The following is a 10,604-nucleotide window of genomic DNA, read 5'->3' as shown; positions in this document are numbered from 1 at the left end:
GCCCCGGCCGCGGGGCCGGCCGGCCCCTGGAGGAAGGGGAGGGTCAGACCTCGCCGGCGGCGGTCAGCTCGGCGAGCCGGACCAGCGTGCGCACCGAGGAGCCGGTGCCGCCCTTCGGGGTGTAGCCGTACGGGGCGCCCTCGTGGAAGGCCGGGCCCGCGATGTCCAGGTGCGCCCAGGTGATGCCCTCGCCGATGAACTCCTGGAGGAAGAGTCCGGCGACCAGACCGCCGCCCATTCGCTCACCCATGTTGGCGATGTCGGCGGTGGGGGAGTCCATGCCCTTGCGCAGGTCCGCGGGGAGCGGCATCGGCCAGGACTGCTCGCCGACCTCCTCGGCGATCTCGTGGATCGCCGTGCGGTAGTCGTCGTCGTTGGCCATGATGCCGAAGGTGCGGTTGCCCAGCGCCAGGACCATCGCGCCGGTCAGCGTCGCCACGTCGACGATCGCGTCCGGGTGCTCCTCGGAGGCCTTGGTCAGCGCGTCGGCGAGGACCAGGCGGCCCTCGGCGTCGGTGTTGAGGACCTCGACGGTCTTGCCGCTGTACATGCGCAGGACGTCACCGGGGCGGGTGGCCGAGCCGGACGGCATGTTCTCGGCGAGCGCCAGCCAGCCGGTGACGTTGACCTCCAGGCCCAGGCGGGCCGCGGCGACGACGGTGGCGAACACGGCGGCGGCACCGCTCATGTCGCACTTCATCGTCTCGTTGTGGCCGGCCGGCTTCAGGGAGATGCCGCCCGAGTCGTAGGTGATGCCCTTGCCGACCAGGGCGAGGGTCTTCTCCGCCTTCGCGTGCGTGTAGGCGACGCGGACCAGGCGCGGCGGGTTCTCCGAGCCGGCGCCGACGCCCAGGATGCCGCCGTAGCCGCCCTTGGCCAGGGCCCGCTCGTCGAGGACCTGGACCTTCAGGCCGTGCTCCTTGCCCGCGGTCTGCACGGCGGCGGCGAAGGCGGCCGGGGTCAGGTCGTTCGGCGGCATGTTGATCAGGTCACGGGCGCGGTTGGTCTCCTCGGCCACGGCCTGGGCGCGCTCGGCGGCGGCCTTGTAGGCCTTGTCGCGCGGCTTGGCGCCGAGGAGGGCGACCTCCGCCAGCGGCTTCCTCGCGTCCTTGGCGTCCTGCCCGGCCTGGTACGCGGTGAAGGCGTAGGCGCCGAGCAGCGCGCCCTCGGCGACGGCCCCGGCGTCCTCGGCGGCGGCGACGGGAAGCGCGAACGCGGCCTTCTTCGTGCCGTGCAGGAGACGGGCGGCGGTACCGGCGGCGCGGCGCAGCGCCTCCGCGCCGTACGCCTCGCCGTCCTCGGGAGCGGCGCCCAGGCCGACGGCCACGACGAGCGGGGCCTTCAGACCGGCGGGGGCGGGCACCTTGGTGGCCTCACCCTCGGCACCGGTGGCGCCCAGGGTCTCCAGGACGGCGGCGAGCCGGCCGTCGAACGCCTTGTCGACGGCCTCGGCACCCGGGGCGACGACCAGGGTCTTACCGGACTTCGCGACGCCGACCACGAGGGCGTCGGCGCGGAGCGTCGCCGCACCGGCAGTGCTGAGAGTGAGAGCAGTCACGGTGGTGAAATCTCGCTTCCATTGAGTTCTGTGGCGGTCGAGGGATGGGCCGACCGTGCCCGCCGCATCGTATTTCGGCCCGGAGAGCGCCGGGAACGAGCCTACGCTCGCCCGTCCGGTTCGCTCACGGCGGCCGCAATTCACTCATCCGTGGTGTCTCTTTCATGTTTACCTTCCCGGGCCCCGCGGCCCCGCCACACTCGCCTCGTCACGCAAGCGCGGCGCTCCGCCGCCCTTGCGCCATCCGCGTCATCGCCACAGGCCTCCCCCTGCCCGGGGCGGGCCCACCGAGGGGGGACACCAGCCGTGGAATCCGGCCGCATCCGCACGTCCGCACCGAGAACGGCGCCCCGCGCCGTCCTGCTCGCCACCGCCGTCGCGCTCCTCGCCACCACCGTGCCGCAGGCCGTGGCAGCCCACCCGGCGCTCCCGGCACACCCGGCCCGGGCGGCGGCCCCCGCGCCCCGCGTCGACCTGACCGTCCTCGTCGTCGACGACGGCGGCAGCGCCGTGGACGCGATCCTCGCCGAGCTGAAGGGCTCCGGCGTCCCGTACCGCAGGCTCGACCTCGCCGACCCGAACCGCCCGGTCGTCGACGCCGCCTTCCTCAGCGACCCGGCCGACGCCGCCACCGGCCGGCCCCGCGCCAAGTACCAGGGCGTCGTCCTGCCCCACGAGAGCGCCTTCGGCCCCGACTCCGCCGAGCACCGGGCCCTCCAGGCGTACGAGCGGACCTTCGGCATCCCGCAGGTCGACGCCTACACCTGGTCCCACCCCGGCGTCGGCCTCGAGTATCCGAGCGAGGGCGGCTACTCCGGCGTCCTCGACGGCGCGACCACCACGGTCACCGCCGCCGGCAAGGCCGGCCCCTTCCGCCACCTCGCGGGACCGCTCGTCTTCGAGGACAACGATCCGGCCGTCTCCGAGAGTTACGGCTACGCGGGACGCCCCCGCCCCGGCTACACCAGCTATCTCGACCTCCCCGTCGAGGGCGGCGGCCGGGCCAGCCTCGTCGGCGAGTACGCCGCCGACGGGCGGCGCGAACTCGTCGTCACCTTCGCCCACAACCGGCACCAGCGGCAGTTCCGCGCCCTCGCCCGGGGCATCGTCGACTGGCTCACCCAGGGCGTCCACCTCGGCCGCAGCCGCCACTACTTCTCCGTCCACGTCGACGACGTCCTCGCCCCCGACGCCCGCTGGGACCCCGTCCGGAACTGCACCCCCGGCGACCTGGACTGCGCGGGCGGCGGCACCGCCGGCAACCCCATCCGCATGACCGCCGCCGACGCCACGTACGCCGCCGCCTGGCAGAAAGCTTCCGGCTTCACCCTCGACATGGTCTACAACGGCGGCCAGGGCGAGCAGTGGAAGACCGCGCACGGCGGCACCGACCCGCTCGCCGCCCGGCTGATCGCCGACCGCGCCCAGTACCGGTGGATCAACCACACCTACACCCACCCCTTCCTCGGCTGCGTGCAGGACAACAGCGTCGTCCCCTGGCGGTGCGCCAAGGACGCCGCCGGCAACACCCTGTGGGTCGGCCGCTCCCAGCTCTCCGCCGAGATCAGGAACAACCTCACCTGGGCCGCCGGCAAGGGCATCCCCGTCGACCGCTCCGAACTGGTCACCGGCGAGCACTCCGGCCTGCGCACCCTGCCCCAGCAGCCCGTCGACAACCCGCACCTCGCCGGGGCCCTCGCCGACAACGGCGTGACGTGGATCGCGAGCGACAACTCCCGTGAACCGGGCCAGCGGGCCGTCGGCGCCGCCCGCACCGTGCCCCGCCACCCCATGAACGTGTACTACAACGTCGGCACGGCCGCCGAGATGACCGACGAGTACAACTGGATCTACACCTCCCGGGCCGACGGCGGCAGCGGCATCTGCGAGACCGACCCGGCCTCCTCCTGCCTGCCGGCACCCCTCGACACCACCACCGGCTACGCCACCCACATCGCCCCCAGGGAAGCGCGCACCGCCTTCTCCCACGTCCTCGCCAACGACCCGCGCCCGCACTACGCGCACCAGTCCAACCTGGCCGAGGAGCGCCTCCTCTACCCCGTCCTCGACCAGGTCCTCGCCGACCACCGGGCCCTCTTCGCCGCCAACACGCCCCTGGTGAACCCCCGTCAGCGGGACGTCGGCGCCGAACTGAACCGCCGCGCCGCCTGGGACCGTGCCCTCGCCGCCGGCCAGGTCACCGCCTACCGGGTGGGCTCCACCGTGACCGTGCGGGCCCCCGCCGGCGTCGCCGCCCCCGTCACCGCCCCCGAGGGCACCCGCAAACAACTCGTCCTCGGCTCCGCCCCCTTCGGCGAGGCCTACGCCGGCAGCCGCTCCGCCTGGATCACACCGGAACTGCTCCGCACCTCCGTCACGCTCACGCTCCCGACCGCCTGACCCGCACGTCCTGGGGGGACACCCACATGCCGAGCAGTGGCCGTCACGTCACCATGCTCACCGAAGGCACCTACCCGCACGTCCACGGCGGCGTCAGCACCTGGTGCGACCAGCTCGTCCGGGGCATGCCCGAGGTCACCTTCGAGATCCTCGCCCTCACCGGCAGCGGCCGCGAACCCGTCACCTGGGAGCTGCCGCCCAACGTCACCCGGCACACCGCGTTCCCCCTCTGGGGCCACCCGCGCGGACCGGCCGCGCCCCGCCGCGCGCGCCGGGCCCCGCGGGCCCGCGAGCGCCGCCGCTTCCTCGACACGTACGAACGCTTCCTCCTCGCCCTGCTCGATCCCGGGGCGGGCTACGACTTCGGCACCGGTCTCTACGAGCTCGCCGCCCTCGCCCGGCAGGGCCACCTCACCGCGGCCCTGCGCTCCGAAGCCGCCCTCCGCTCCCTCATGTGGATCTGGACCATGCCCCACCTGCCGACCCTCGCGGCCCGGCCCACCGTCCACGACGCGCTCACCGCCACCGACCTGCTGGAACACGCCCTGCGCCCGCTCGCCGCCCGGATATCCGGCGGCAGCGTGGCCCACGCCGTCTCCAGCGGCCTCGCCACGCTGCCCGCCCTCGCCGCGCAGCACTTCGAAGGGGCGCCCTTCCTGCTCACCGAACACGGCATCTACCTCCGCGAGCGGTACCTCGGCCACCGCACGGAGACCCAGCGCTGGCCCGTCAAGGCCCTCATGCTCGGCTTCCACCGCGAGCTCAACACCCTCGGCTACCGCAAGGCCGACCTCATCACCCCCTGCAACGAGTACAACCGGCGCTGGGAGGAACGCGGCGGAGCCCCCGCCGACCGCATCCGAACCGTCCACAACGGCGTCGACCCCGCCCTCTTCCCCGAGGCCGGACCCGAACCCGGGACCCCCACCCTCAGCTGGTGCGGGCGCGTGGACCCCATCAAGGACCTGGAGACCCTCATCCGGGCCTACGCCATCTGCCGCGCCGAACTCCCCGCGCTGCGCCTGCGGTTGTTCGGCCCCGTCCCCGCCGGCAACGAGGACTACCGCACCCGACTGGAGAAGCTCGCCGCCGAAGTCGGCGTCGGTGACGGCATCTCCTTCGAGGGCCGGGTCTCCGACGTCCCCTCCGCCTACGCCGCCGGCAGCGTCGTCATGCTCTCCTCCATCAGCGAGGGCTTCCCCTTCTCCCTCATCGAGGCCATGTCCTGCGGCCGGGCCACCGTCTCCACCGACGTCGGCGGCGTCCGCGAGGCCGTCGGCGACACCGGCGTCGTCGTCCCGCCCCGCGAGCCGGCCGTCATGGCCGCCGCCGTCACCGCGCTCCTCCGCGACGGCGCCCGCCGCGCCGAACTCGGCCGCCGCGCCCGGCAGCGCGTCATCGACCGCTTCACCCTGAACCGCTCGGTCGACGGCTTCCGCCGCATCTACCGCGAACTCGCCGCCGCCCGCCCCGGGCCGCCCGCCCCCCCGACCGCGCCCCCACCCCCGCGCCTGAGCGTCCCCGCCCCCCGCCGCACCCGCGCGGCCCTCCTCGCGGGAGGCACCCCGGTATGAGCGGTTCCCTCCGGCCGAGCCCCCCGGCCGGCCCCGACACCCTCCCGGCCGTCCCCCGGCGCGAGCGCGCCCCCGCGGGCGCCGCGTGCCTCGCCCCCGACCCGCTCGACGAGCTCGCCGAGCGCCTCGACGGGTTCGTCGCCGCCGCCGTGCACCCCGACGAGGTGGCCGCCCTCCTGGAGTCCGACGGCATGACCGACGACCACATCCGGCTCACCTACGGCCGCGCCGACTCCTTCGCCCTCGCCGAGGACCTGTACGCACGCGTCGAGCGCCGCCACCCCGAACCCCAGGCCCCGCCCGCGCCCCCCTGGCACACCGGGCTCACCGGCTGCCTCCTGCGCGGCCTCGTCTTCGCCCTCCCCGGGCTCGCCCACGTCCTCGCCGCGCCCCTGCTCGCCGGGGAACACGGCCGGTACGGCCTCCCCGCCGGCACCGTCCCGCTGCTCGCCGGCGCCCTCACCGGCTGGACGTGGAACCAGGCCCTCGCCCACCGCGCGTACACCTGGCTCGGCCTCGGCGACCGGCCCGCCGCCGCCCGCGCCCTGCTCACCGGCGCACCCGCCGGCGCCCTCGCGGGAACGGCCGTCGCCCTCGCGGCCGCCGCGCCCGGCGAGGCCCCCGCCGCCGTCTTCGCCGCCGGACAGTCCCTGTACCTCGCCGCCGCCACCGTCCTGCTGGTCCTCGGCCGCGAACGGGCCCTCCTCCACGCCCTCCTGCCGCTCGCCGGCGCCGTCCCCGCCCTCCGCTGGGACCTGCCCGGCCCCCTGCGGGCCGCCCTCCTGATCAGCTCGCTCACCGCCGCCCTCACCTTCGCCGCGCTCGTCCTGCGGCCCGGCGCGCGGCGCGGAGCGCGGGGCCGCGGCGGACCGCCGCTCGCCGCCTCCCTCCCGTACGGCCTCTTCGGGCTCGGCAGCGGCCTCCTCGTCCTCCACGCCGGCCTCGGTGACCCGCCGGCCGGCGGCGCCGCGGCGGTCCTCGCCCTCACCCTCTCCATGGGGCCCGCCGAATGGCTGCTGCACCGCTTCCGCGGCGGCAGTCTCCACCGGCTCCACACCCTCGGCACCGCCCGCGCCTTCCGCCGGGCCGTGACGGGCGTGCTCGCCCTCTGCCTCGGCGCCTATCTCGCCGTCCTGACCGCGCTCACCCTCGCCGTCACCGCCCTCTGGCCCGGCGCCTCCTGGCCGGCCGTCCCCCGTCTTGTCACCCTGCTCCTCATCGGCGCGGTGCTCTGGCTCGGCCTGCTCCTCCAGGCCTTCGGCGCGGTCCTGGGGGCCGCCGCCGTGTGCCTGCTCGCCGCCGCGGCGGCCACGGCCGCGCCGGCCGCCGGCCCGGCCGCCACCGGGGGAGCGGCCGCCGTGCTGGCGGCCCTCACCTGTGCTCTGCTGATACGGCCCACCGCCCCCCCCCCCCGACCCCCGCCCCCGCACCCCGGCAGACGGACCATGACGCCCTCTCTCCTCGTGCCCTTCTACGAGCACCCCGCCGACCGCCCCGACGCCTGGGCGGCCCTGCTCGCCGCCGCGCCCGCCCTGTACGGCGTCGTCCTGAATCCGGCCGACGGCGCGGGCCCGGCACCCGACCCGGCCTTCGCCGAGGTCGCGGCCGGGCTGCGCGCCGCCGGCGTGCGGGTCCTCGGCTACGCCGACACCGACTACGGCCGCCGCCCGCACGGCGAGATCGTCACCGAGCTGCTGCGCCACCGCGACTGGTACGGCGCCGACGGTGCCTTCCTCGACCAGGTGGCCACCGCGCCCGCCGCCCTGCCGCACCACCGCGGACTCGCCGTCGCCGCCCGCGCCGCCGGGGCCACGACCCTGGTGTTCAACCACGGCACCCCGCCCGACCCGGGGTACGCGGAGCTCGCCGACCTCCTCGTCACCTTCGAGGGCCCCTGGGACACGTACCGCACCCTCGAACCGCCGGCCGCCGACGGCCACTGCCACCTCGTGTACGCGGCCCCGCCCGGCGTCCGCCCCACCGCCCCCGTCCACTGCGCCGTCCCCGGCACCGGCGCCCACCCGTGGGGCACCCTGCCCCACCTCCCGGAGCCCGCCCGATGAGACGCCCCCTTCCGCTGCTCGCGGTCCTGCTGCTCCTCCTCGCCGCGTGCACGGCGGGCCCCGACCCCGACCCGAAGCGCCCGGGGGAGCGGTGGCGACCGAAACCCGGCCTCGCCTGGCAGTGGCAGCTCAGCGGGCGGCTCGACCCCGCCGTCGACGTCCCCGTGTACGACATCGACGGCTTCGAACACCCGGCCGCCACGGTCACCGACCTGCACCGCAGGGGCCGCAAGGTCATCTGCTACCTGTCCACCGGCGCCTGGGAGGACTTCCGCCCCGACGCCGGCCGCTTCCCCCGCTCCGTCCTCGGCGAGGGCAACGGCTGGCCGGGGGAGCGCTGGCTCGACATCCGCCGCACCGACGTCCTCGAACCCCTCATGGCCGCCCGCCTCGACATGTGCCGCGACAAGGGCTTCGACGCCGTCGAACCCGACAACATGGACGGCTACCTCAACCGCACCGGCTTCCCCCTCACCGCCGCCGACCAGCTCCGCTACAACCGCCTGATCGCCCGCCTGGCCCACGACCGGGGTCTCGCCGTCGGCCTCAAGAACGACCTGGAGCAGATCCCGGAGCTGCTCCCGGACTTCGACTTCGCGGTCAACGAACAGTGCGCCCAGTACGAGGAGTGCGACCTGCTCACCCCGTTCGTGAAGGCGGGCAAGCCGGTCTTCCACGTCGAGTACGAGCTGAAGACCTCACAGTTCTGTCCCGAGGCCCGCCGGCTGGGCCTCGGTTCGATGCGGAAACGGTACGAGCTGGACGCCTGGCGCCAGCCCTGCTGAGCGGGTCGGCCTAGGCCGTGTCTTTTGGATCAGGCCGCGAGCCCGGCAAGATCCGAAAGACACGGCCTAACCCAGCGTCAGCGCCACCAGCGTCACGGTCACGGCCGCCTCCTCCACCGCGCCGAAGACGTCGCCCGTCACCCCGCCGAAGCGCCGGACGCAGCGGCGCAGCAGGAGGGCCGCCGCGGCGAGGCCGGCGCCGGCGGCGAGGACGTCGCGGACCGCGTCGTACGGGGAGAACAACGCGCCCGTGAGGGCGCACAGCACCAGGACGGCGGCGGTGGCGGCGGTCGCGGACCGGACCGGGACCGTGGCGGCGACGATCGCGCCGAGGCCCTCGGGCCGGGCGGCCGGGACGCCGTGGCGGGAGGCGTGGGTGAGGGCGAGCCGGGCGACGGTCGCGGCGAGGACCGCGCCGGCCGCGCCGTGCGCCCATCCCTGCTCGTACAGGGCGTACAGGGCGGCGACCTGGGCCAGCAGCACGAGGACCAGGGAGATGACGCCGAAGGGGCCGATGTCGGACTGCTTCATGATGCGCAGCGCGTCCTCGGCGGGCTTGGCGCTGCCGAGGCCGTCGGCGGTGTCCGCGAGGCCGTCCAGGTGCAGGCCGCGGGTCAGCAGGGCCGGGACGGCCGTGGTGACGACGGCCGCGAGGAGGGGTCCCGAGCCGAGCAGCAGGAGCAGGCCGCCGGGCACGGCGGCGGCGAGACCGACGACCAGTCCCGCGAGGGGCGCGCAGAGCATGCCCGCCCGCGCCGCGTCCCGGTCCCAGCGGGTGATGCGGGCGGGGAGCACGGTGAGGGTGCCGAAGGCGAAGCGCAGGCCGTCCATCCGGGCAGGGTAATCGCCGCCCCCGGGGGGATAGATTGCCCGTACGGTGCATTCGGCGCGAATCGGAACGGGGTGGCATGGGTCACTGGTTCTCCCGCAACATCCTGGAGCCGGGGAAGCTCCCCCTGCTCCTCGCGCTGACCTCGTTCGTCGTGACCTTCCTGGTCACGCGGACGGTGACCCGGCTCATCCGGGCGGGCAAGGGCCCCTTCGGGAACGTCTCCTCCGGAGGCCTCCACATCCATCACGTCGTGCCCGGCGTGGTCCTCACCGTCCTCGGCGGATTCGGCGCGGTCGCCAGTGGCCGCCACGGCGTGGGCGCCGCCGTCCTCGCCGTCGTCTTCGGGGTCGGGGCGGGGCTCGTCCTGGACGAGTTCGCGCTCATCCTCCACCTGGACGACGTGTACTGGACGGACGCGGGCCGCAAGAGCGTCGAGGCGGTCGTCCTCACCGCCTCCCTGGCCCTGCTGGTCCTCGCCGGCTTCTCCCCGCTGGGCGTGGACGACATGACCGCCGAGGAACGGCAGGACCGGGCGGGCTTCGTCCTCACCCTGGTCCTGAACTTCCTCCTGGTCCTGATCACCCTGGTCAAGGGGAAGCTCCGGATGGCGGTCCTCGGGATCCTGGTGCCCCTGGTCGCGATCGTCGGCGCGGTCCGCCTCGCCCGCCCCGGCTCCTGGTGGTCCCGCCACTTCTACCGCCGGCGCCACCGTGCCCGGGCCCGTTCCCGCGTCCGCACCTACCGGCACGACCGGCGCTGGACGAAGGTGCGGCGGCGGGTTCAGGACCTGATCGGCGGCTTCCAGGAACGCGTCCCGGGCCGGGGCCCCTCCTCCTGACCGCCCGTCCGTGACCGCCTCCGCCACGCCTCGACGGCCATGAGGGCGAGGACGGCGGCGATGGCCGCGAGGTGCTCCTTGCCGGCGAGGTTCGGCTTGACGACGGCCTCGATCACCATCGCGAGCACCACGGCCGCCCCGGTCCAGAAGGCCCCGTGCCGGTGGCAGACGTACACGGCGAGACCGACCACCGCCGCCGACGGCCCGGTGTCGACGACCAGCGCGTCCGAGGCGGGCAGGCCGAGCGGGGTGCCGGGGCCGAGCGCGATGCCCAGGCGCGCGTACAGGGTGCCGCCGAGGGTCGCGAGCAGGGCGACGCCGAGCGTCCGCCGGCGCCCCAGGCAGATCTCGGCGATCCCGAACACCAGCAGGATCTGCGCGAGCGCGCCCCACACGGGCAGGTCGAGCGCCGGTACGAAGAGGGAGAGCGGGGTCCGCAGCAGCGCGAGCCACCAGGGGTCCTCGGCCCGCACGGAACCGACCTCCTGCACCGGCCGGTAGCCCCAGTCCTGGTTCTGCACCACCTGGAACAGCGAGGTCAGACAGACCGCGGT

Annotated in this window: 8 protein-coding genes; 5 read left to right on the top strand and 3 right to left on the bottom strand. The window is 75.3% G+C overall.

Annotation, left to right across the window (positions count from 1 at the left end; genetic code table 11):
• Positions 1 to 43: 43 nt before the first annotated feature.
• Positions 44 to 1,558, bottom strand: coding sequence for a leucyl aminopeptidase (locus RIF68_RS14695; protein WP_309051681.1), 1,515 nt, complete (start codon positions 1,556 to 1,558; stop codon positions 44 to 46).
• Positions 1,559 to 1,864: 306 nt separating this feature from the next.
• Between RIF68_RS14695 and RIF68_RS14690 the strand changes: the two genes are divergently transcribed.
• The 4 genes from RIF68_RS14690 (at position 1,865) to RIF68_RS14670 (ending at position 8,380) form a co-directional block, all read left to right on the top strand.
• Complete coding sequence (locus RIF68_RS14690; protein WP_309051680.1) at positions 1,865 to 3,958, top strand: hypothetical protein; 2,094 nt, start codon at positions 1,865 to 1,867, stop codon at positions 3,956 to 3,958.
• Between the two features lie 26 nt (positions 3,959 to 3,984).
• Entirely contained in the window at positions 3,985 to 5,532 is a 1,548-nt protein-coding gene (gene pelF / locus RIF68_RS14685; protein ID WP_309051679.1) for a GT4 family glycosyltransferase PelF, read from the top strand.
• A gap of 1,445 nt (positions 5,533 to 6,977) precedes the next feature.
• Complete coding sequence (locus RIF68_RS14675) at positions 6,978 to 7,595, top strand: spherulation-specific family 4 protein (protein WP_309051682.1); 618 nt, start codon at positions 6,978 to 6,980, stop codon at positions 7,593 to 7,595.
• On the top strand, positions 7,592 to 8,380 hold the full coding sequence (locus RIF68_RS14670; RefSeq protein WP_309051678.1) for an endo alpha-1,4 polygalactosaminidase: 789 nt from the start codon (positions 7,592 to 7,594) through the stop codon (positions 8,378 to 8,380). The genes RIF68_RS14675 and RIF68_RS14670 overlap by 4 nt, the downstream gene beginning before the upstream one ends.
• A 66-nt stretch (positions 8,381 to 8,446) precedes the next feature.
• Here RIF68_RS14670 and cobS read toward each other — a convergent pair whose 3' ends face one another.
• A complete protein-coding gene (cobS, locus tag RIF68_RS14665; protein ID WP_309051677.1) occupies positions 8,447 to 9,211 on the bottom strand; it encodes an adenosylcobinamide-GDP ribazoletransferase in 765 nt (254 codons plus the stop codon).
• Between the two features lie 77 nt (positions 9,212 to 9,288).
• Between cobS and RIF68_RS14660 the strand changes: the two genes are divergently transcribed.
• The gene (locus tag RIF68_RS14660) at positions 9,289 to 10,050 is read left to right on the top strand and encodes a hypothetical protein (protein ID WP_309051676.1); all 762 of its coding nucleotides are present in this window, start codon (positions 9,289 to 9,291) and stop codon (positions 10,048 to 10,050) included.
• On the opposite strand, the gene RIF68_RS14655 is transcribed toward RIF68_RS14660, so the two are convergent.
• Positions 9,993 to 10,604, bottom strand: a 612-nt coding sequence (locus RIF68_RS14655) for a hypothetical protein (RefSeq protein WP_309051675.1), incomplete at its 5' end; no start/stop codon positions are given. The genes RIF68_RS14660 and RIF68_RS14655 overlap by 58 nt on opposite strands.

It is taken from the genome of Streptomyces sp. (assembly GCF_031178505.1).
GTDB lineage: Bacteria > Actinomycetota > Actinomycetes > Streptomycetales > Streptomycetaceae > Streptomyces > Streptomyces gulbargensis.
Note: the sequence above shows the minus strand (reverse complement) of the source record. Positions and strands in the feature narration are given on the sequence as shown.